This is a genomic window from Microbacterium sp. CCNWLW134 (assembly GCF_037083565.1).
Lineage (GTDB): Bacteria > Actinomycetota > Actinomycetes > Actinomycetales > Microbacteriaceae > Microbacterium.
Window position 1 is genome coordinate 601,234 of sequence record NZ_JBAOJU010000002.1, and the last position, 19,994, is coordinate 621,227.

Below are 19,994 nucleotides of genomic sequence, written 5' to 3' on the forward strand. Positions count from 1 at the left end.
GGCGCCGGCTCATCGAGGTGGCGCAGATTGTCGGGTGGAGCGCCGTACGGCGACCACATGCGCCACTTATCTGCGAGGCCACTGCACGCGGCACCGCTCCGCCGCGCCGCCGCGCGACCGCTGCCCCCGCGCCACGCGCCCCGCGCTCAGCCCGCGTCGACCCTCAGGTACTCCTCGCGCAGCGCCGGGTAGTACGCGCTCCACTCGATCTCGGCGACGTCGCGCCCCTCGCGCGCCGCGACGAGCCGGTCGAGGTAGTACTCCCAGCCGGGGCCGATCGAGCCGACGTCCTCACCGCCGTCCAGCCGCTGGCCGAACGAGAGCAGGGTCTCGCCCTCGTCCTCCCTGAGCTCGAACCACAGGTGCCAGGTCCCTTCGCCCACGGCGGTGTCGGCGACGAGCCGCCGTGGCTTGTCGCACTCGCGGATGGTGAAGGTCTCGGCCGGCACATTCTCACCCTCGGCGGTCATGCGGAACATCACCTGCCCGTCGGCCGGGTCGCCCTCCCACGTGCCGATCCACCGCTCGAGCCGGTCGGCGTCGGTCAGGTCGCGCCACACCTTCTTCGCCGAGGCGGTGAACGTCCTCCGCAGCACCAGGTGGCGCTCATCGTCGATGGTCTCGACCGTTCCGGTCACCCGCGGGGTATCTGTCATGTCGCGTTCCACAGCTCTCGGTAGTACGTCATCCGACTCCGGTCCGGGGCGATGCCGTAGGCCTCGAGCAGAGTCTCGGTCCATCCTGGCCCATAGTTCCACTCCAGGCTCATCGCGGCGACGGCGATGTCGGCCCAGCGGTCGGCGACGCCGAGCGCGCCGAGATCGACGTGCCCCGAGACGGTCCCCTCGTCGGTGAGCACCGTGTTGGGGCTGCAGGCGTCGCCGTGGCAGACCACGAGGTCCTCCTCGTCGGGTGCCTCCGGCAGAGGCTCGGGCACACGGATGCCGCGGCGCGCCGCCCCCGCGAGACGATCGGCGACCCGCCACGAGAACGGGCAGTCGGTCACGGGGAGCCGGTCGTGGAGCGATCGGAGGCCCACCCCGATCGCCGATACGGCGATCTCGGGTGCCGCGATCCACCGCGGCGCGACGGCACTCTCGCCCGGGAGAGCCTCGGTGACGAGCCACTCCTCGTCGTCGTCTCCGCCCCGCGCGATCACTCTCGGCACCGGTGTGAATGCGGCCGCCCACACCAGGCGCTCCGCCTCCCCCTCGACGGTGGTCTCGGCGTTTCTCGGTCCCCACTTCACGTAGCGGATGCCGGCGGCCCCGGTCGCGCGGAAGGTCAGCCCACCCAGTCCGTTCCGCCAGACGGGTATCAGGTCGTCAGAGCCGGCGAGATGGCGCACCCGCGTGGGCACCACCACCTCGTCCGTCGGAATCGACACGCGAGCCACCCTAGCCCGGCGGGGTTTGGTACCCTGGTACCCGCAACAAGGGGAGTACTCCCGTTTGCGGCGTGCCCGTCAATACGAATCCGATGCAGCGTTCCGGGCCGCCGACCCACTCTGGGCGGAGGAGACCTTGGGCGGTACGACGCCTGCCCTCACTCTTGGAGCATTTTCCGTGGACATCACTCCTCTCGTCTGGATCATCACGATCGCGGTCACCATCGCGTTCTTCATCTACGAGTTCTTCGCCCATGTGCGAAAGCCCCACGAGCCGAGCATCGGCGAGTCGGCCCGCTGGTCGGCCTTCTACATCGGCCTCGCCCTCATCTTCGGCGTCGTCATCGGCATGGTCTGGGGTTGGGACTTCGGTGGCGAGTACTACGCCGGCTACCTCACCGAGAAGGCGCTGTCGATCGACAACCTCTTCGTCTTCCTCATCGTCATGACCGGGTTCGCGGTGCCGAAGATCTACCAGCAGAAGGTGCTGATGATCGGCATCGTGATCGCGCTGGTCATGCGTGGAGCGTTCATCGCGGTCGGTGCGGCCCTCATCGAGAACTTCTCGTGGATCTTCTACATCTTCGGGGCGCTGCTGCTGTTCCTGGCCTACCGACAGGCGTTCTCGCACGGCGAGTCCGACCCCGCCAACGGCAAGTTCATGACGTTCGTGCGTCGCCACCTGCCGGTCAGCGACGAGTACAACGGCGACAAGCTGACCGTCAAGAAGGACGGCCGCCGGTTCGTCACCCCGATGCTGCTCGTCATCGTCGCGATCGGGTTCGTCGACCTCATCTTCGCCGTCGACTCGATCCCCGCGATCTACGGTCTGACCGAGGAGGCGTACATCGTCTTCGTCGCCAACGCATTCGCCCTGATGGGTCTGCGTCAGCTGTACTTCCTCATCGGCGGTCTGCTGGAGCGCCTGGTCTACCTCGCACAGGGTCTCGCGGTCATCCTCGCCTTCATCGGCGTGAAACTCGTCTTCCACGCTCTCCACGTCAATGAGCTGCCCTTCATCAACGGCGGCGAGCCGCTGCTGTGGGTTCCCGAGATCCCGATCTGGCTGTCGCTGCTCTTCATCGCCGGCACGATCACGGTGGCGACGATCGCGAGCCTCATCAAGACCCGCAACGACCGCGAGGCGAAGGACCGCGAGCAGATCGAGGGCGAGCCGGTCGTCGTCGCGAAGGACGAGTCGCGCGGCTCGTGACGTCTCGGCGAACCCGTTAGCCTGGTGTCAGCGATACGGCGGTGACACTCAGTCCCATGGGGACTGACACGCCGTGTCGCTGACAGGCGGAACGGTTCGAAGGGGAACGGCATGGAGATCTCGGGCGCAGCAGCCCTCGTCACCGGCGGCGCGAGCGGGCTCGGCCTCGCCACCGCCGACAGACTCGCCCGCGCGGGTGCCGTCGTGACCATCGTCGATCTGCCCTCCTCATCGGGGACCGAGGTCGCCGCACGGATCGGCGGAGCCTTCGCCCCGGCCGACGTCACCGACCCCGAGCAGGTCGCGGCGGCCGTCGCCACAGCGGCCAGCACCGGACCGCTTCGCATCATCGTCAACTGCGCCGGCATCGCCCCGCCGGCCAAGGTGCTCGACCGCGACGGTCGGCCGACCCCGCTGGCCGACTTCGAGCGGCTCGTCCGGGTGAACCTCATCGGCACCTACAACGTCATCGCCCAGGGTTCGGCGGCGATGGCGCGCACCGAGCCGACGGCATCCGGAGATCGGGGCGTCATCGTCAACACCGCCAGTGTCGCGGCCTTCGACGGCCAGATCGGCCAGCCCGCGTACGCCGCCAGCAAGGGCGGCGTCCACGCGATGACCCTCCCGATCGCCCGCGAGCTGGCCCGTCACGCCATCCGGGTCGTCACGATCGCCCCCGGCATCATGGAGACCCCGATGCTGAAGGGCCTGCCGCAGGCGGCGCAGGACTCGCTCGGCGAGCAGGTGCCCTACCCCGCCCGGCTGGGCCGCCCCGACGAATACGCCGCGCTCGCGCAGCAGATCGTTGAGAACGGCTACCTCAACGGCGAAACGATCCGCCTCGACGGCGCGATCCGGATGGCCCCGCGATGACCGCCCCCCAGGACAGCACCGCCGCCGAGGACAGCATCCTCCTCGCCGTCTCGGACGACGGTCTCGCCCGCATCACGTTCAACCGCCCCGCGCGACTGAACGCCATGGACTTCGACATGGCCGGGCGCTGGCGCGAGGTCGCCCACCGCGTGGCGGAGGACCCCGCGATCACGGCGGTGATCATGGATGCCGCGGGCCCGGCCTTCTGCGCGGGCGGCGACGTCGTGGCGATGTCGACCACCGGGGCCACCGGCGCCGACGTCACCGCCACCGCGCACGTCATCCACGACGGCATCCGCACCCTGGCCCTCTCGGACATCCCCATCGTCGCCGCGGTGCAGGGCGCGGTCGCCGGCGGCGGCCTCGGGCTCATGCTCACCGCCGACTACATCGTCGCCGCCGACCGCGCGGTCTTCGTCAGCCGCTACGCCAACATCGGACTCACTCCCGACCTGGGCGTGACGACCCTGCTGCCCGCGGCGATCGGCCAGCGGCGCGCACTGCAGCTGCTGCTGCAGGATCGCACCCTCACCGCCGACGAGGCCCTCGACTGGGGCCTGGTGGCCGAGGTCGTGCCCGCGGCCGAGCTCGCGGCGCGCGCCGAGGCGATCGCCCGCTTCTGGCTCGACGGCGCCACCGCGGCGTTCGGGCAGGCGACGCGCCTCGTCCGTCAGGGGGCCGAGCGCACCTTCGCAGCCAACCTCGACGACGAGGCCGCCACGATCGGCGCCCGGTTCGCCACCGAGGAAGCCCGCACCCGCGTCGCGGCGTTCGCCGCGGCATCCCGCACCCGTCCCCGTTCGGAGGAGAACCGATGAGCCTCGCCGGAAAGAACATCCTGATCTCGGGCGGAAGCCGCGGCATCGGCCTCGCCATCGCGCTGCGCGCCGCGCGCGACGGGGCGAACATCGCGCTGCTCGCCAAGACCGACACCCCGCACCCCAAGCTCGAGGGCACCGTGCACACCGCTGCCGCCGCGATCGAAGAGGCCGGGGGACGGGCCCTCCCGATCGTCGGCGATGTGCGCAACGACGACGACATCACCGAGGCGGTGCTGAAGACCCAGGGCGAGTTCGACGGCATCGACATCGTCATCAACAACGCCAGCGTCATCGATCTGTCGCCCTCGCTCGACCTCGCGGCCAAGAAGTACGACCTGATGCAGGACGTCAACGTCCGCGGCACGTTCATGCTCTCCCGGGCCGCGGCTCCGATCCTGCGCGAGTCGGCGAACCCGCACATCCTGTCGCTCTCGCCGCCGCTGAACATCACCCCGCGCTGGCTGGGCGCCCACACCGGCTACACCCTGGCCAAGTACGGCATGACGATGGCGACCCTGGGCTTCGCCGCCGAGTTCGCCGAGGCGGGCATCGCCGCCAACACCCTGTGGCCGCGCACCACGATCGCCACCGCCGCGGTTCAGTTCGCCCTCGGGGGAGATCGGATGATGCGGGCCAGCCGCACGCCCGAGATCTACGCCGACGCCGCGTACGAGGTGCTGACGAAGCCGTCGCGGGACTACACCGGACAGACGCTCATCGTCGAAGACGTGCTCGAAGCCGCCGGTGTGACCGACTTCTCGCGCTACGCGGCGGTGCCGGGAACCCCCGACTCCGAGCTCTTCCCCGACATCTTCCTCGACTGAGCCCTCAGCGGAGGGATTTGCGCAAGAAGACCTGATCGCTGCCGTCGCCCGGAACGCGCTGGGTCTCGCGGTAGCCCTGGCGCTCGTAAAGGCGGAGGTTCGCCTCGCTCAGCGACCCGGTGAACAGTTCGGCCTCGGTCGCGCCGGCCGCGCGGCCCCGCTCCTCGAGAGCCTCGAGGAGTCGCGAGCCGACGCCCTCGCCCTGCACGTCGGGGGCGATGGAGATCCGCCCGATGAGGAGCAGCCCATCGTCGACGCGTGCGCGTGCTGCGCCGACCATCCGGTGACCCAGGTGCGCGACGCAGCCGAGATTCTCGGCGAGCTCATGCTCGACCTCCTCGAGGGTCTGCGTGAACGGCGGCATCTCGACGCTCCCGTAGATGAGCGCCTCCGACACGAACGCCGCGCGCTGGAGCGTCAGCACCTCGCCGGCGTCGGAGGGACGGATGTCGCGGATCTGCAGCTCACTCACGCTCCCACGCTAGCCCGGGCAGGCTCGCACCCCGCTCGGGCTTGACGCGGTCGCGCGCGCCTCGCATTCGCTCGGCGAGTTCATCGGCGATCCTCGGCATCCGCTTCGCGACGTCGGCCCCTCGACCCCGGGACCCGCATCTCCCGGCCGCGGCCCTCGTGTCCTCGCCGCGACCCGTGCCCACCCGCCGCGGACCCGTGCCCACCCGCCGCGACCCGTGCCCACCCGCCCGACCCGTCAAGAATACGGTCCAACGCGGGTCGGAGCGACGATTCTTGACGGATCGGCGCGGGGGAGGGATGCCGCGGACCGGCCGTGACCCGTCACGACCTGGGGCCCCCGCCGCGGTCCGTGCCTCCCCGCCGCGGCCCGCGCCGCCCCGCCGCGACCCGTCACAGAATGCGGCCCAACGCTGCGGGTAGCGACGATTCTTGACGGATCGGCGCGGGGAAGGGATGCCGCGACCCGCGCCTCCCCGCCGCGGTCCGTGCCTCCCCGCCGCGACCCGTCAGAGAATGCGGCCCGACGCTGCGGGAAGCGACACTTCTTGACGGGTCGCGCAGAATCCGGGTCGCGGCGCGCGCCGCGGGCAGTCAGGCGGCGACGAGCCCGTGGCGCACGAAAGCCTTCCAGACGCCGTCGTCGTCGACGCCCGAGGTGACCTCGTCGGCGACGTCCTTGACCTGAGCGGGGGCGTTGCCCATGGCGATGCCGAGCCCGCAGACCTGCAGCATCTCGAGGTCGTTGACGCTGTCGCCGATGCCGATCGCATCGGCGAGGGTGAGCCCGACACGGCCGACGTGGTCGACGATCGCCGCGCCCTTGGTCATTCCCGCGAGGCTCACCTCGCCCCCCGACTCGCCGAGATAGGGGATCGTGCCCGTGATGACGTGGAACCCCTCGCCGAGCCCGTCGCGCACCCGCGCGAAGGCCCCCGGGTCGCTGCCGAAGAACGTCGCCTTGGCCACGGGCTCGCCCGCCGGGCGGGGGCGGGGAGCCATCCGCGCGGCAAGCTTCTCCATGTCGGCGGTCGCGGCGGCGTCACGCCCCCGCGCGATGTCGCCCTCGAAGAGCGGCCTCACGCGGGCGAGGAGACCGGGGCTCGCCCAGATGTCGTCGTAGCCCTGCAGGATGAACTCGATGTCAGCCGATTCGAAGAACGACCGCACCCTTGCGACATCCGCTTCGGGCATGGTGTAGCTGGCGACCAGCTCATCGCCCTGCTCGACGAACCCGCCGCCGGCCGTGATCGCGCCGTCGAAGCCGATCCGCAGCACGCTGTCGGGGATCTCGCGACGCCCGCGCCCGGTGCACACATAGACCAGGTGCCCCGCTGCGCGGGCGCCGCGGACCGCCGCGATCGCCGACTCCGCCAGCTGTTGATGGTGGTCGACGAGGGTGCCGTCGACGTCGAGGAAGGCGATGCGGCGGGAGGTCACCATCTCAGCGTGTCAGATCCTTCGCCGCCGTTTCGTCGACGAGCGCCGCCCCGTTGGTGCGGATGACCTCGCGGTACCAGTCGAACGACTTCTTGCGGTAGCGCTCGAGGGTGCCCGAGCCGTCGTCGTTGCGGTCGACGTAGATGAACCCGTAGCGCTTGCTCAGCTGCGCCGTCGAGGCACTGACGATGTCGATGCACCCCCAGGTGGTGTACCCGAGCACCTCGACACCGTCGGCGATCGCCTCGCCGACCTGCACGAGGTGGTCGCGGAGGTACGCGATGCGGTAGTCGTCGATCACGGTCTTGCGGCCGTCGACCTCGACCAGCTGATCCTTCGCGCCGAGCCCGTTCTCGACGATGAACAGCGGCTTCTGCCAGCGGTCCCAGAACTGGTTGAGCACGAGGCGCAGCCCGATCGGGTCGATCTGCCAGCCCCATTCGCTCGCCGGGAGCGTGGGATTGGGCACGCCCCCCATGATGTTGCCTTCGCCCGCGGCCTTCTCGGCGGGGTCGGCGGTCTCGGCGATCGACATGTAGTAGCTGAACGAGACGAAGTCGACGGTGTTCGTCAGATCGTCCCGGTCCTCGTCGGTGATCTGCAGCTCGATGCCCTTCTCGCGGAGGGTCCGCAGGAAGTATCCCGGATAGACCCCGCGGGTGTGCACGTCGCCGTAGACGAGGTTGGCGTGATCGGCGGTCATCACCGCCAGCGCGTCCTCGGGCGAGGGCGAGAGCGGGTAGACCGGCATCGACAGCACCATGCAGCCGATCTGCGCACCGGGCGCGACCTCCCGGGCGATCCGGGTGGCCCGCGCCGACGCGACGAGCTCGTGGTGCATCGCCTGGTAGAGCTGCTGGTCGCTCAGGTCCTCCTTCGGCGTCGCGATGCCGCCCGACATGAACGGCGCGTGCAGGAGCGAGTTGATCTCGTTGAAGGTCAGCCAGTACCGCACCCGCGATCCGTACCGCTCGAACAGCGTCCGGGCGTACCGCTCGTAGAACCCGATGAGGCGGCGATCGGTCCAGCCGTCGTAGGCCTCGGCGAGGTGGAGCGGCGTCTCGTAATGCGAGATCGTCACGAGCGGCTCGATGCCGTGCTTCTCGAGCTCGTCGAGGACGCGGTCGTAGAACGCCAGGCCCTCCTCGTTCGGCTCGGCATCGTCGCCGTTCGGGAAGACGCGGCTCCACGCGATCGAGAACCGGTAGACCTTGAAGCCCATCTCGGCGAACAGCGCGATGTCTTCGGCGTAGCGGTGGTAGTGGTCGATCGCCACGAGCTTGAGGTTGTCGGGCGTCGGGGCCTCGGTGCGCGGACCCACGATGCCCATCGGCATCACGTCCTGCACCGAGAGGCCCTTGCCGCCCTGGTCGTAGGCGCCTTCGATCTGGTTGGCGGCGGTCGCACCGCCCCAGAGGAAGTCGTCGGGGAAGGTCAGCGGAAGGGAGACGTTGCTCATCAGCATCCTCATCGAACGGATGCCGCGGCCGACTCGATCGCGCGGGCGACGAACAGTGCGTCACCGTGAGCGATCGGGCCCGATGCGGCATCGGTGATCTCGGGGTACAGGTCGCCGTTGGTGACGACGACGGGGGTGGTCAGGTCGTAGCCGGCCGCGGCGATGGCGTCGAGGTCGAACTCGATCAGCAGGTCGCCGGCCGACACCTCCTGGCCGGAGGCGACCTTGACCTGGAAGTGCTCGCCCTTCAGACGCACGGTGTCGATGCCGATGTGGATGAGCACCTCTGCACCGTCCTTCGAGCGCAGGCCGATGGCGTGGCCGGTCGGGAAGAGCGCGGCCACCGCGGCATCGAACGGCGCGTACAGCGCGCCCGATCGGGGGAGGATCGCCACGCCGTCGCCAAGACTGCCGTCCGCGAATGCGGCGTCGGGGGTCTCGGACAGCGCCACCACGGTGCCGTCGAGGGGACTCCGGACGGCGAGGTCGGTCTCGGCGGTCGCCGGGGTGACAGGGGCGTCCTCCGCCTGCTCCTTGAAGCCGACGATGACGACGAGGAGGAACGGGATGACGATCGCGGCGATGAGTCCGACGATCATCAGCGCGGTGCTGCCGTTGCCGATGAGGGCCGGGATGGCCAGGGCTGACGGGACGACGAACGCGGTGGCGAACACGCCGCCGGCGGCCATGATCGCACCGCCGATGACGCCGCCGACGATGCCGAAGGCGAACGGGCGCTTCAGCGGCAGGTTGATGCCGTAGATGGCGGGCTCGGTGATGCCGGCCAGGAAGCCCGAGAGGGTCGCCGGCGCCGCGAGCGAGCGACGCGTCTTGTTGCGGGTGCGCACCCACACACCGGCGACGGCTCCGGCCTGGGCGAGCACGGCTGCGTAGACGGGGGCGACGAGGAGGATCTGGCCGGTGGTCTGGTACTCGACGGTGAACAGCGGCACGAGACCCCAGTGCAGGCCGAAGATGACGAACACCTGCCAGAGACCGCCCATGAGCGCACCGCCGAGCCACGGCACGGTGGTGAAGACGAAGCCGATCCCTCCGGCGATCCAGCCGCTGACCAGGGCCGACAGCGGTCCGATCACGACGAAGACGAGCGGGACGGCGAGCAGGACGATGATCATCGGCGTGACGAACCGGCGCACGGCCGCGGGCAGCGTGGCGTAGAGGAAGCGCTCGGCGTGGCTCTGGAGCCACACCACGATGATGATCGGGATGACGCTGGAGACGTAGTTGGCCATGGTGAACGGGATGCCGAAGAACGTCAGCCCTTCCACGCCCACGAGGGCCGTCGCGGCGGGGTACAGCAGCGCCGCGGCGATCGCGAACGAGGTGAACTCGCTCGCCTTGAAGTAGCGCGCCGCGGTGAAGGCGAGGGCGAGGGGGAGGAAGTTGATGAACGCGTCGGAGAGGGAGTTCAGCACCACGTAGGTCGAGGTCGTGGTGTCGATCCAGCCGAAGGTGACGGCTGCGGCGAGGAACGCCTTCAACAGGCCGGTGCCGGCGAGCGCCCAGAGCACGGGGGTGAAGATCGCCGATATCATAGAGATGAAGCGGTTGAAGAGGTTGCCCTTCGGGGCCTCCGCACCGTCACCGGTGCCGCCGGCGCCCGCGCCGATCTTCGAGATCGCACCGATCGCGGCGTACACCTCGGGCACGTCGTTGCCGATGACCACCTGGTACTGGCCACCTGCCTGCGCCGTGGTGATCACGCCCGGCGTGGCGCGCAGCTTCTGCGCGTCGGCCTTCGCGTCATCCTTCAGCACGAAACGCAGCCGGGTGGCGCAGTGCACCAGCGACTGGACGTTCTCTTCTCCACCGACCCCGGCGAGTACCCCCGCCGCGGTCTTCGCGTAATCCGCCATTGCGATCCGCTTCTTTCTCGCCGCCTCTGCGCGACGCTTGCCCTTCTCGCGCGGCCGTCGCACCGGCATCCGGGCAAAAAAAAGACCTGAACTCAGGTCACCGTCGATAACGACGGTGCGAGTTCAGGTTTTGCCCGCTAGCGCGGTAACAATCCAGTCGCGGCAGGAGATCACTCCTGCGGAAGGGAACCTACCACAGGTTGATCGGGTGCCGCCATCGCGGTCGCCAGGCGTTCGACGTGGACGATCAGGTAGAGCAGCTCCTCGTCGGTGAGAGCCGAGCCGGTCGCTGCGAGCACATAGGCCTTGACGTCCTGGGCGATGGCGTACGAGCGGGGGTAGCTGCGCGCGGCGAATTCGAAGAACGACGTGTCGCCGCTCGCGAGCATCGCGCGGTTCACCAGACGCTGCAGAAGGAACTGCACGTGGAGGATGAAGCGGGCGTAATTGGCGTCGCCGATGTCGAGGGTGACCCCGAGCCCGCGCTCGACCGTGGCGACGACATGCTGCACGCGGCGGAAGAGCAGGGCGGCGGTGCCGTTCGGTTCGTCGCGCGTGGCGTTGAGCAGGTGCATCGTGAGGAACACCGCCTCTTCGGCGGGGAGTTCGCGACCGAGCGAGGTCGCGATGGCGTTGGCCATCGCCTGGGCGGCGCCGAACTCGTCGGGGTGGAGGATCCGCAGCTCGGGCATCGAGGTCGACGGGATGCGCACCCCGGCGTCGAGACGCTCGAGGACGAATTGCACGTGGTCGATCACGGCGAGGGGGAGCCGGCGCCCGAGGTCGCGCCCGAGGCGGCGCTCGGCGACCTCGACCCCGCGCATGACCGATTCGACGATCTCGTACGGCGCGTCGCGCAGCAGCTGCTGTGCCTGCGCGGAGTCGCTCGCCGCATCGAGCACGAACGTCTTCTCCACCTTGGCTGGGTCGATCGGCGTCTCGGGCTTGAGGCCGAAACCGAGGCCCCTGCCCATCAGCACGCGCTCGCGCCCGGCCGCGTCGACGGTGATGACGACGTTGTTGTTGAGCACCTTCCGGGCGACGACGGTCGAGTCACGCGCGGCATCGTGCCCTGCGGGGGCGGGCATGCGTGCATTCTAGGGCGGTCGGTTGCCGGATCCGGCCTGCGGGGTCGGGCAGGTTACGCGCAGGCGCCGGAAGACGTCGCGCGGGGGGGGAGGCCCCGGCGGTTCGGGGATTCATTCATCGCTCCGCGAGCTGGTCTCGCGAGCCCTTGCGGTCGGTGCGGAGTTCATCCTCGCCTGTGTGACGATTTTGTATTAGTTGGATGATACATTGGCCGCCATGGAGATGGGGGAGTGGGGATGGGTGTGCTCGTGGTGGCGGTGTTCGGGTCGCTGATCGTCGGTGTCCTCGGCGCAGTGGGGTGGTTCGCCCTACGGGGTCGCCGGCAAGCACTCGCGGGAGGCACCGTCAGAGGGGTGACGCTCGGTGTTGGCGCCGTCGGATTCGCTTCGTACTTGAGCACGGTGCTGCTGGGTGCCTCCTTCCTGTTCCCTGTCAGCTTGGCCGTCCCCTTCCAGCTGTTCGACCTCTCCGCGCAGTACCGGTTCCTGATTCCTCTTATCGTGGGGATCGCTCTGGTCGCTGCCCTTGCCTTCCCGTGGCCGTCGCGGAGGAGCGCGGGTGTCGCGGAGTTGTCGCGGCGGGGAGTGTTCCGCTTCTCGAGGGGCCGTTGGTTCATCGCGCCGTTGGTCGTCCTCGGGTTCATCCTGCTGCTGACGATCCCGGCGGGTCTTGCCTCGCGGCCGGACGAGGCGACCGGCTTTTACACGGCGTACGTGATTGAGCTGGGCGGTGAGAACAGCGTAGGGACGGGGATCTATGGCTGGTTCTATTCCGTCCCGGCCCTTGTCGCTCTGGCCGTCCTCGCCGTCGTCACCCTCGGTGTCTTGGCAGCCATCGCCCGTCCGCGACTCGGTCTGAATCCGGCGGGGGAATCGCGCACGCGCCAACTTCGCTCACGAAACGTCTTCGTCGCTGCCACCGCGGCACTCTCGCTCCACCTCGCCACGGTCCTGCAATCGCTCGCGGGGACCGCGTCACTGCGGGGGTCCTTCTCCTCGAGCATCGGGACCTTCAGCGTCTGGACACCCTTCGCAGCGCTCGAGATCGTACTCACCGTCGGCTCGTACGTCGCTGCCGCGCTGGGGGCCGGCCTGTGGGCTGCGGTAGCACTATCCGCAGTGCCGGCCCGGAGGACCACTCCAGCTCCGATCCCCGCATGATGATCTTTCTGTCCGGCTCCGCCCCACCGGCGGACCAGATCCGCGACCAGATCCGTGGGCTCATCGCGGCCGGCCAACTCGCCAGCCATGAACGCCTCCCCTCGGTGCGGCAGCTCGCGCACGACCTCGGACTCGCCTCCGGAACCGTCGCGAAGGCGTACCGCGCACTTGAGCAGGAAGGTCTCCTCGTCACCCGCACGGGAGCAGGAACCCGCGTCAGTCCCGCCGCGACCACCACCCACCGAGCGGTCCTTCAGGACGCTCGCGCTCTCGTCAATACCAGCCTCCGCCACCACACCTCTCTGGAAGAAACGATCCGCATCATCCGCGCCGTCTGGCCACACCAGAGAACAGACTGAGGAGCAGCTCCGGCGAACCGGGTCGCGCGGACCCGTCTGCCGGCGACTGTCTCGTATCCCCTGCGACTGCGACGCTTCCGGATGCGGCGAACGGTTCGAGCACCAGCCGTCGTGGCCGCTGGCCGGAGAGAAAACGTTTTGGGCTACAGTGACAGTCAGAATGCGAGAGCGGAGATACCTCATGCCACAAGACGTATCTGCAACGAAGCCGGTGGGTATCGAAGACGTCGCGCGCGCAGCGTCTGTGTCCATCACGACGGTTTCGCATGCACTGAGTGGGCGCGGTCAGGTGGCGCAGTCAACGAGGGAGCGCGTGCGGCGAGTCGCTGAGGATCTGGGGTATATTCCGAACCGTTTGGCTAGCGCTTTGCGTGGGCAGCGTTCCCAGATCCTGGGATTTGTCTCGGATGACATCGCGACCACCCCTTTCGCGACGCGTGTGGTTCTCGGTGCCCAGGACGCAGCGTCTGAGCGGGGCCAGCTGCTAGTTGTCGTCAATAGCAATAGCGACCGAGCGATCGAGTCGAGGCAAATCTCGGGGTTGCTGACGGCGCGCATTGATGCAGTCGTCTACGCCCGCATGTTTCACCAAGGCGCGTCGGTGCTGCCCCCGGAATTGACCGGCATCCCGACAGCGCTCGTGGACACCACCGATCAGCGGGGACAAATTCCTTCGGTCGTTCCGGACGAAGAGCAGATTGGGCGTCTGGCGACGGAGACCTTGCTGGCGGCGGGGCATACCCGCATCGCGCATCTGACGGTGTCCGGTGCCGGTCGCGGGAGCATCGGACGACTGGTGGGTTACACCTCGGCGATGAGAGCCGCAGGTTTCCAGCCGCGGGTGTTCAGGGGAGGTGACCCTGGGACATCGGCCGCCGGTCGTGAGGCGTTCGCAGCGATGCTGGACGCGGGCGCAGACGACGTGACGGCGGTGTTCTCGTTCAACGACCCGATGTCGATGGGAATCTACCAGGAGGCATCGCGGGTCGGCGTGTCCATTCCGGATGATCTCTCGGTCGTGAGTGTTGATGACTTCGAGCCGGTTGCCGCGGCGCTCCTCCCTGGATTGACGACGGTTTCCCTTCCGCACTACGAGATGGGTCGGTGGGGAGTGCGCGTGGCTTTGGAACTGCTCGATGCCACGGGGCCACTGGATCTCCCGGTGGAGACACGGCTGCCGGGAACATTGGTGAGCCGGCAGTCGCTGACGTCGCCCCGATCACGCCCGAGCGTGCTGCCCTAACCGGCGTAGTTCGTGTCCACGGCCTGCGAGCTCCCAGCCCGCTGAGAGCGGGGTGATCGGGGCGGCGAAGACGCCGGCGTGGGACGAGATTTCGAGGATCGGCCCGTCCAGGATGACGCGCACGTCGCCCGCCCACGGCAGTGTGTGAGCGTTCTCGCTCGATAGGACTCGCAGATGCTGCCCGACCCGATTGATCTCGAGCGCAACTACGCCGCGATCTCTAATTTTGAGAGTGGTGTGGACGTGCTCGGGCCAGAGAATGTCCGCGGCCTCACCGCCGGCGCCAGCGTCGTGGTATCGATCGAGATCCGGGTGCGGACTGAGCACGAGGCGGTCACCGACGGTAGTGATGACGTAGGGAAGGGAGTGTGCACCGTTCCAGTCATCGCCTTCGACGCCGCGGAGCCAGAACATCAGGCAGGGGCGGTCCTGTGCATCACGGAATGTCGTGGCGGCGTAGGGGGAGGGGCCGTGGCTGAGGTTGCCCCACGACCTGGGGGTGAATGAGCCGTCGTCGAAGTCGCCGAGTGCGTAGACAACGTCGAACAGTTCGTCTTCGTCCCAGACGGAGACGATGAGTGCGTGCACGCCGTCGATTTCGACGATCTGCGGGCACTCCCACATGGATCCGCTCCAAACGGGATCCCGATCGGCGCTCGATCGGGACGCGACCACCCCGTCGGCGACCCAGGTCGCTCCGTCGGGGGAGGTGAATCCCAGGGCGGCGGCCGTTTTCTCCGCTAGTCCGGCGCCGACGAGCATCCGCCAGCCGGCTTCATCCGGAATGATGACCGGGTCACGGAATACCTTGACGGGGAGTTGTTCCGGCGCGGTCGCAACCACAGCGCCCTTCTCCCAGGTGATCCAGCCCTCATCTTTGGCAGTGGCCGTTCGGATGCGCCCAATCGCAGGATTCTCGGATGAGACCGACGTGTAAAGGATCCGCGGCGACCCGTCATCGGTGACGAGCAGCGAACCAGACCAGACGCCATCGTCACCGTCGCCTGGGGTGAGCGCGGGGGGCAACTCCGCGAGTGAGAAAAGGTCCCTGCCGCTGGCGTGCCCCCAGGAGCAGTTCATGCTCCAGACCACGGAGTCCGGGACGTATTGAAAGAAGACATGGTAGCGATCGCCATCGAAGGTGATCCCGTGAGGGTCGTTGATCCAACCGTTCGCGGTGAAGTGAAACGTCGGTCTCATGGCTGCTCCATCTCATGCGCGGCGTGGCCGAATCATCGTTACTGCGTCGTTACCAAAAACGTTTTGTGTTGCCGTGCCTGCTCACTATAGTCGCAATCACAAAACGTTTTGGGGATTCCTTTCCCCCGACGAGAGGATGAAGTGACGATGCTTCGATACCGAATGGTCGGCGTGACGGCTTCTGCCGTTGCCGTGATCGCGTTGGCAGGGTGCACCGGCGGCGGAGAGGACAGCGGGGGAGGCGACGGCGAGGCCGTCACCATCATGGGAGCTTTCACCGACGCACAAGCCGAGGCCTTCCAGGCCGACTTGGATGCCTGGTCGGAGGAGAGTGGTATCACTGTCACCTATGACGGCAACACCGACTTCCAGACTGCGGTGGTCGCTCGCGCGACGGCCGGGAACCCGCCGGACATTGCGATCTACCCGCAGCCGGGCGTACTGAAGAGCCAAACCCAGTCGCTCTACCCGCTCGAGGACCTCGGCATCGACGTGGAGGCGATCACCGCCGATCAAGCCAACGGGCTCGGGGACATCGCTGTCGTCGACGGTCAGACCTTCGGCCTGCCGTACTCCATCAACGTCAAGTCGCTCGTCTGGTACAACCCCGCGGCGTTCGAAGCGGCGGGCCTGAGTGTTCCGACCACCGATGCGGAGCTCACCGCCCTGCAGCAGCAGATCATCGACGAAGGCCTTGGATACCCGTGGTGCGTGGGTCTCGAATCAGGTGCGGGCACGGGATGGCCCGCGACCGACTGGCTGGAGGAGTACGTCCTGCGATACGGGGGACTGGAGGAGTACAACGCCTGGATCGCCGGTGATGTCCTGTTCGATAGCCCGCTGGTCACCGAAGCCGGCGACAAGGTGGCGACAGAGCTTCTCGAGCCCGGAAAGGTCAACGGTGGCGGGGCGGGTGCGGCGACGACCGCGTTCCAGACGGCCGGCAACCAGCTGTTCGTGGAAGGCGTCGAGAACGGTCAGTGCTTCATGATGCGTCAGGGGTCGTTCATCGCGGACTTCTTCCCCGACGACATCAAGTCACAGATCGCCGAAGGCGACCTGACCAACATCGACTTCTTCCAGCTGCCCTCACCGGAAGGGACAGACACAGCGATGCTCGGCGGAGGGGACCTGGTCGGTGCCTTCACCAACTCGGATGCCACTAAGCAGGTCGTGGAGTACATCACCAGCTCCGAGTTCGGCACGAACGGGTACGCGAGCCAGGCGATCTTCCTGTCCCCGCACAACGATTTCGACACGTCGTTTTACACCACCGAGTTCCAACGCAAAGCGCAGGAGCTGCTCGCCGCGTCGACCTTGTTCGGCTTTGACGCGTCCGACCAGATGCCGGGTGAGGTCGGGGCGGGAACCGAGTGGACCGAGCTGACCAACTGGTTCACAGGGCAGAAGACGATGCAGCAAGCGTTCCAGGATATCGACGCGTCCTGGCCGCGGTAGGCCTCATTCACTGTCTGTCGGGCGGCCACCGCTGGCCGCCCGACAGACGATCCACCCTCACAATGACGTCAGGCGGTTTCGATGGCCATTCTCAGCGCAGTGATCTCCGTGGTCCTCGGACTCGGCGTGTCGTTCCTGATCTTCTTGAGCCTGAACTGGCTCGTCGAGAGGACGCATGACAAGGCGAAGTCCCGGCTGCTGCCGTACGTCTTCCTGCTTCCCGTGATCGTTCTCGTCGCACTGTTCCTGCTGTACCCGGCGATTCGAACCTTCGTCGAAAGCTTCATGGAGCAGAGCCAGCGACGCGGCGAAGGAGCAACCTTCGTCGGATTCGACAACTACATCTCGCTCTTCACCGACCCCAATTTCCTCGGCGTCCTGCTCAACAACCTGCTGTGGGTCCTTGTGGTACCGGCCGCGACCGTGCTGATCGGCCTGCTCATCGCGATCCTTACGGATCGTCTGGGAAAGAAGCGCGAGACGACCTTCAAGTCGATGATCTTCTTGCCCATGGCGATCAGCGGCATCGCGGCCGCGGTCACCTGGCGGTTCATCTACTTCTACGCGCCACCCGGCAACCCGCAGATCTATTTGCTGAACGCTATCTGGACCGGGATCACCGGGAATGACCCCGTGCCCTGGCTCACACTTGACGCCGGACGATTGAACAGCTTTCTGTTGATGTTCATCGTGATCTGGCTGCAGGTGGGGTTCGCCATGGTTCTCCTCTCAGCCGCGATCAAAGGCGTGCCCGAAGAGACCATCGAGGCTGCACGCTTGGACGGGGCCACGGAGCGGAAGACCTTCTTCCTCGTGATCGTGCCGCAGATCCGCGGCACGCTGCTTGCCGTGTTCGTGACGATCACGATCTTCGTGATGAAGAGCTTCGACATCATCTACGCGATGACGGGTGGGCAGTACAACACCAGCGTCTTGGTCGTCGACTTCTACTCCCAGCTGTTCAGCTTCCAGAATCCGGGCAAGGCCGCCGCGGTCGTCATCGTCCTGATCATCGCCGTCGTCCCCCTGATCGTGTACCAAATCCGCAGCTACAAGGCGCAGGAGGAACTCCGATGACTGTGATCCCCACCCCGATCGTCGACGAAGACTCCGGCAAGCGCGAAACCATCGATGGCGGCAGGAAGAAAAAGTACGACAAGACCGGCGCGGAGAAGCAGAAGCCGCACGTTCTGATCACTGTCATCACCGGAGTGATCGCGATCGCCTGGCTGTTCCCCCTTCTCGGGTTGCTTGTCACCAGTCTCCGCCCCCGCGCCGATGTGGAGTCGACGGGATGGTGGACAGCAATCCTCAGTCCGTTCCAAACGGCCTGGACACTCGAGCCGTTCGCGCAGGCCTGGACAGCGCTCGACGCCGGGACAACGTTCTGGAACTCGGTCGCCGTCACCGTGCCGGCAACCGTGCTCCCAGTGATGTTCGCGGCGATGGCCGCGTACGCGTTCACCTTCTTCCAATTCCGCGGGAAAGAAATCTACTTCGCCGTGATCCTCGGACTCATGGTGGTGCCCGTCCAGATCGCCGTCATCCCGATCCTGCAGCTGTTCGTCTGGTTCGGCGACGTCACCGGCATCCCAATCATCGGCCAATACCAGGCCGCGTGGATCGTTCACGCTACCTTCGCCATGCCACTCGCGATCTATATCCTCCGCAACTACATGCAGACCCTGCCGAACTCGCTCATCGAAGCGGCACGTGTAGACGGAGCGAGCCACTTCCAGATCTTTTGGCGCCTGATCGTCCCGATGTCCGTCCCCGCGCTGGCCTCGTTTGCAATCTTCCAATTCCTCTGGGTGTGGAACGACTTCTTCGTGGCTTACCTGTTTATTCAGAGCGGCCCGAACCAGGTCCTCACGCAAGGGCTCTATACCCTCCTGGGACAATACGGTCAGGGGTGGCAGCGCGTGGCCGCCGGTTCGTTCATCACCCTTGTTGTCCCGCTCGCGATCTTCTTCGGACTGCAGCGGTTCTTCGTCCGCGGTCTCACCGCCGGCTCTGTGAAGTAAGCACAACGCAGGGCGGCGGCGGATGGCGCGGTCAGGCAGGCCGACGATCACGGACGTGGCCCGGCTTGCCGATGTGTCCAAGACCACAGTCAGCTATGTGATCAACGGGACGGGGTATGTCTCGGAAGAGAGGCGTACTCGTATCGAGCTCGCTATCGCCCGGCTCGGTTACCGGCCCAACGCGTTCGCGCGGGGCCTCCGCTCCAGCCGAGTCTCGACAGTCGGAGTGGTCAGCGCGGATGCCGCCGACCCGTTCGTCGCGCGGGTAACCAGCGGCATCCTCGCGGAGGCAGCCGCGCGCGACATCATCGTCACGGTATCGGTTGACAGCGGGCCTTCATCTTGCCCAGAAAGTGGTCGCGTCGGGGCGCGACAAACCGGGGAACCCCTGATCTACGTGACCGACAACGAGTTCTCGGCGGAGGCATACGCCACTCTTGCTGCGCGACACGTTGTTGTGCTCGCCGGTGAGGGCGAGCACCGCCTTGGCCGTGCCGCCGCCGCGATGATTGACCCTCGCCCCGCCGCACACGACTTGGCCACCTTCGTCGTCTCGTCCGGACATACTCGAGTGGCCATCGTGACCCCGGCGCGATGGAGCGGGAAATGGTCCGAACGAGCCGCAGGGCTCCGCGACGGTCTCATCGCAGCGGGAATCCCCTGGGTCGGGATCACAACGATCTCGGCTGAGGTGTCCGTGCACGGGGGCAGGGTGGCGATAGACGAGCTCTTCATGGTCACCCCGGACCTGTCGCTGCGCCCCACAGCGGTGCTGTGCGTGGACGACAGCGTCGCAATCGGTGTTCTCCAACGCAGCCGAGAGGTCGGCCTGATCGTTCCTGATCACCTCAGCGTCACAGGCTTCGGCGATACCACCCCCGCACAAACGACTTCCCCGAGACTGACGACAGCTCGGTTGCCCGCGGAGGAGATCGGCCAAGCTGCACTAGAAATGCTCCTACGAAGCGCCGACCTAGGCGACAAGGCGATCCCGGCGCGAATGATCGCTGCTTCGATGGTCCGGGGCGGGAGCGTCCGACCTCCGCAGCTCGACACCGGCACAGGAATGGGCGTGGAGCGATGATGGTGTGGTGAA

At 67.3% G+C, this 19,994-nt stretch carries 19 protein-coding genes; 11 read left to right on the forward strand and 8 right to left on the reverse strand.

Annotation, left to right across the window (positions count from 1 at the left end):
• Positions 1 to 146: 146 nt before the first annotated feature.
• The gene (locus V6S02_RS13490) at positions 147 to 656 is read right to left on the reverse strand and encodes an SRPBCC domain-containing protein (protein ID WP_124292330.1); all 510 of its coding nucleotides are present in this window, start codon (positions 654 to 656) and stop codon (positions 147 to 149) included.
• Positions 653 to 1,387: an aminoglycoside 3'-phosphotransferase gene (locus V6S02_RS13495; protein WP_336401256.1), complete on the reverse strand. Its 735-nt coding sequence runs from the start codon at positions 1,385 to 1,387 to the stop codon at positions 653 to 655. The genes V6S02_RS13490 and V6S02_RS13495 overlap by 4 nt, the downstream gene beginning before the upstream one ends.
• A gap of 178 nt (positions 1,388 to 1,565) precedes the next feature.
• Here V6S02_RS13495 and V6S02_RS13500 point away from each other — a divergent pair, with 178 nt between their 5' ends.
• From V6S02_RS13500 to V6S02_RS13515, 4 genes are all read left to right on the forward strand, one after another.
• A complete protein-coding gene (locus tag V6S02_RS13500; RefSeq protein ID WP_124292332.1) occupies positions 1,566 to 2,600 on the forward strand; it encodes a TerC family protein in 1,035 nt (344 codons plus the stop codon).
• 111 nt (positions 2,601 to 2,711) lie between these two features.
• Entirely contained in the window at positions 2,712 to 3,473 is a 762-nt protein-coding gene (locus tag V6S02_RS13505) for an SDR family NAD(P)-dependent oxidoreductase (RefSeq protein WP_336401258.1), read from the forward strand.
• The gene (locus tag V6S02_RS13510; RefSeq protein WP_336401259.1) at positions 3,470 to 4,291 is read left to right on the forward strand and encodes an enoyl-CoA hydratase/isomerase family protein; all 822 of its coding nucleotides are present in this window, start codon (positions 3,470 to 3,472) and stop codon (positions 4,289 to 4,291) included. The genes V6S02_RS13505 and V6S02_RS13510 overlap by 4 nt, the downstream gene beginning before the upstream one ends.
• Positions 4,288 to 5,118 (forward strand): SDR family oxidoreductase, encoded by an 831-nt coding sequence (locus tag V6S02_RS13515; protein ID WP_336401260.1) that lies wholly within the window; start codon positions 4,288 to 4,290, stop codon positions 5,116 to 5,118. The genes V6S02_RS13510 and V6S02_RS13515 overlap by 4 nt, the downstream gene beginning before the upstream one ends.
• Before the next feature lie 4 nt (positions 5,119 to 5,122).
• Here V6S02_RS13515 and V6S02_RS13520 read toward each other — a convergent pair whose 3' ends face one another.
• The 5 genes from V6S02_RS13520 to V6S02_RS13540 form a co-directional block, all read right to left on the reverse strand.
• On the reverse strand, positions 5,123 to 5,590 hold the full coding sequence (locus tag V6S02_RS13520; RefSeq protein ID WP_336401261.1) for a GNAT family N-acetyltransferase: 468 nt from the start codon (positions 5,588 to 5,590) through the stop codon (positions 5,123 to 5,125).
• 593 nt (positions 5,591 to 6,183) lie between these two features.
• A complete protein-coding gene (locus tag V6S02_RS13525) occupies positions 6,184 to 7,029 on the reverse strand; it encodes an HAD-IIB family hydrolase (RefSeq protein ID WP_336401262.1) in 846 nt (281 codons plus the stop codon).
• Positions 7,030 to 7,033: 4 nt separating this feature from the next.
• Positions 7,034 to 8,488 carry a glycoside hydrolase family 1 protein gene (locus V6S02_RS13530; RefSeq protein ID WP_336401263.1) on the reverse strand — a complete coding sequence of 485 codons (1,455 nt, stop codon included), beginning with the start codon at positions 8,486 to 8,488 and terminating at the stop codon, positions 7,034 to 7,036.
• An 8-nt stretch (positions 8,489 to 8,496) separates the two neighbouring features.
• On the reverse strand, positions 8,497 to 10,365 hold the full coding sequence (locus V6S02_RS13535; protein WP_336401264.1) for a beta-glucoside-specific PTS transporter subunit IIABC: 1,869 nt from the start codon (positions 10,363 to 10,365) through the stop codon (positions 8,497 to 8,499).
• A 170-nt stretch (positions 10,366 to 10,535) separates the two neighbouring features.
• The gene (locus tag V6S02_RS13540; RefSeq protein WP_336401265.1) at positions 10,536 to 11,453 is read right to left on the reverse strand and encodes a PRD domain-containing protein; all 918 of its coding nucleotides are present in this window, start codon (positions 11,451 to 11,453) and stop codon (positions 10,536 to 10,538) included.
• A gap of 237 nt (positions 11,454 to 11,690) precedes the next feature.
• Here V6S02_RS13540 and V6S02_RS13545 point away from each other — a divergent pair, with 237 nt between their 5' ends.
• The 3 genes from V6S02_RS13545 (at position 11,691) to V6S02_RS13555 (ending at position 14,216) form a co-directional block, all read left to right on the forward strand.
• The gene (locus V6S02_RS13545) at positions 11,691 to 12,614 is read left to right on the forward strand and encodes a hypothetical protein (RefSeq protein WP_336401266.1); all 924 of its coding nucleotides are present in this window, start codon (positions 11,691 to 11,693) and stop codon (positions 12,612 to 12,614) included.
• The gene (locus V6S02_RS13550; protein ID WP_336401267.1) at positions 12,611 to 12,973 is read left to right on the forward strand and encodes a GntR family transcriptional regulator; all 363 of its coding nucleotides are present in this window, start codon (positions 12,611 to 12,613) and stop codon (positions 12,971 to 12,973) included. Before V6S02_RS13545 ends, V6S02_RS13550 begins: the two co-directional genes overlap by 4 nt.
• Before the next feature lie 211 nt (positions 12,974 to 13,184).
• Positions 13,185 to 14,216: a LacI family DNA-binding transcriptional regulator gene (locus tag V6S02_RS13555; protein ID WP_336401268.1), complete on the forward strand. Its 1,032-nt coding sequence runs from the start codon at positions 13,185 to 13,187 to the stop codon at positions 14,214 to 14,216.
• On the opposite strand, the gene V6S02_RS13560 is transcribed toward V6S02_RS13555, so the two are convergent.
• Complete coding sequence (locus tag V6S02_RS13560; RefSeq protein WP_336401269.1) at positions 14,193 to 15,416, reverse strand: glycoside hydrolase family 32 protein; 1,224 nt, start codon at positions 15,414 to 15,416, stop codon at positions 14,193 to 14,195. The genes V6S02_RS13555 and V6S02_RS13560 overlap by 24 nt on opposite strands.
• A gap of 162 nt (positions 15,417 to 15,578) precedes the next feature.
• Here V6S02_RS13560 and V6S02_RS13565 point away from each other — a divergent pair, with 162 nt between their 5' ends.
• The 4 genes from V6S02_RS13565 (at position 15,579) to V6S02_RS13580 (ending at position 19,982) form a co-directional block, all read left to right on the forward strand.
• Positions 15,579 to 16,874, forward strand: coding sequence for an ABC transporter substrate-binding protein (locus V6S02_RS13565; RefSeq protein ID WP_336401270.1), 1,296 nt, complete (start codon positions 15,579 to 15,581; stop codon positions 16,872 to 16,874).
• A gap of 81 nt (positions 16,875 to 16,955) precedes the next feature.
• On the forward strand, positions 16,956 to 17,951 hold the full coding sequence (locus V6S02_RS13570) for a carbohydrate ABC transporter permease (RefSeq protein ID WP_322411000.1): 996 nt from the start codon (positions 16,956 to 16,958) through the stop codon (positions 17,949 to 17,951).
• Positions 17,948 to 18,898 carry a carbohydrate ABC transporter permease gene (locus V6S02_RS13575; protein WP_336401271.1) on the forward strand — a complete coding sequence of 317 codons (951 nt, stop codon included), beginning with the start codon at positions 17,948 to 17,950 and terminating at the stop codon, positions 18,896 to 18,898. Before V6S02_RS13570 ends, V6S02_RS13575 begins: the two co-directional genes overlap by 4 nt.
• A 55-nt stretch (positions 18,899 to 18,953) precedes the next feature.
• Positions 18,954 to 19,982, forward strand: a complete 1,029-nt coding sequence (locus tag V6S02_RS13580; RefSeq protein ID WP_336401272.1) for a LacI family DNA-binding transcriptional regulator — start codon at positions 18,954 to 18,956, stop codon at positions 19,980 to 19,982.
• The last annotated feature ends 12 nt before the right edge of the window (positions 19,983 to 19,994 follow it).

Bases quoted from the DNA above. Each gene is read 5' to 3' on its own strand.
- V6S02_RS13490 (WP_124292330.1), bottom strand. From the start codon at position 656: ATGACAGATACCCCGCGGGTGACCGGAACGGTCGAGACCATCGACGAT.
- V6S02_RS13505 (WP_336401258.1), top strand. From the start codon at position 2,712: ATGGAGATCTCGGGCGCAGCAGCCCTCGTCACCGGCGGCGCGAGCGGG.
- V6S02_RS13510 (WP_336401259.1), top strand. From the start codon at position 3,470: ATGACCGCCCCCCAGGACAGCACCGCCGCCGAGGACAGCATCCTCCTC.
- V6S02_RS13515 (WP_336401260.1), top strand. From the start codon at position 4,288: ATGAGCCTCGCCGGAAAGAACATCCTGATCTCGGGCGGAAGCCGCGGC.
- V6S02_RS13530 (WP_336401263.1), bottom strand. From the start codon at position 8,488: ATGAGCAACGTCTCCCTTCCGCTGACCTTCCCCGACGACTTCCTCTGG.
- V6S02_RS13535 (WP_336401264.1), bottom strand. From the start codon at position 10,365: ATGGCGGATTACGCGAAGACCGCGGCGGGGGTACTCGCCGGGGTCGGT.
- V6S02_RS13540 (WP_336401265.1), bottom strand. From the start codon at position 11,453: ATGCCCGCCCCCGCAGGGCACGATGCCGCGCGTGACTCGACCGTCGTC.
- V6S02_RS13545 (WP_336401266.1), top strand. From the start codon at position 11,691: ATGGGTGTGCTCGTGGTGGCGGTGTTCGGGTCGCTGATCGTCGGTGTC.
- V6S02_RS13550 (WP_336401267.1), top strand. From the start codon at position 12,611: ATGATGATCTTTCTGTCCGGCTCCGCCCCACCGGCGGACCAGATCCGC.
- V6S02_RS13560 (WP_336401269.1), bottom strand. From the start codon at position 15,416: ATGAGACCGACGTTTCACTTCACCGCGAACGGTTGGATCAACGACCCT.
- V6S02_RS13565 (WP_336401270.1), top strand. From the start codon at position 15,579: ATGGTCGGCGTGACGGCTTCTGCCGTTGCCGTGATCGCGTTGGCAGGG.
- V6S02_RS13570 (WP_322411000.1), top strand. From the start codon at position 16,956: ATGGCCATTCTCAGCGCAGTGATCTCCGTGGTCCTCGGACTCGGCGTG.
- V6S02_RS13575 (WP_336401271.1), top strand. From the start codon at position 17,948: ATGACTGTGATCCCCACCCCGATCGTCGACGAAGACTCCGGCAAGCGC.